Raw genomic sequence first — 370 nt, forward strand, 5'->3', positions numbered from 1 at the left:
TTGCCTTCATTCTTTCAGAATTTGCCCGATACAGCAAACCCATGAGCGGGCAAATAATTAATTATGCTAGATATATCAATCAATTCTAGACTACTTTTAAGATCTTAATGAGTTTTTAAAGAGATGATCTGATATGATTTTCTATTCATCGAAATCGACCCTTTGTGATTGGTCGTTATTTAGCATAAAACACTCTCGGGGGAGTACATAAGTGGCACTGGCAATTTTCGACTTAGACAACACATTAATCGCGGGTGATAGCGACCATGCCTGGGGCGAATTTCTCGTCGAAAAGTCTATTGTCGACGCTCAAGTTTACAAAGAGGCCAATGATCAATTTCTTTTGGATTACCAAAATGGTGAACTCGAC

Annotated in this window: 1 pseudogene; it reads left to right on the plus strand. The window is 38.6% G+C overall.

Annotated features, from left to right (window positions below):
* Positions 1-211: 211 nt before the first annotated feature.
* A pseudogene (locus tag A3763_RS04520) lies at positions 212-370 on the plus strand (HAD-IB family hydrolase); the annotation flags it as partial.

The sequence above is a fragment of the Oleiphilus sp. HI0128 genome (assembly GCF_001635365.1).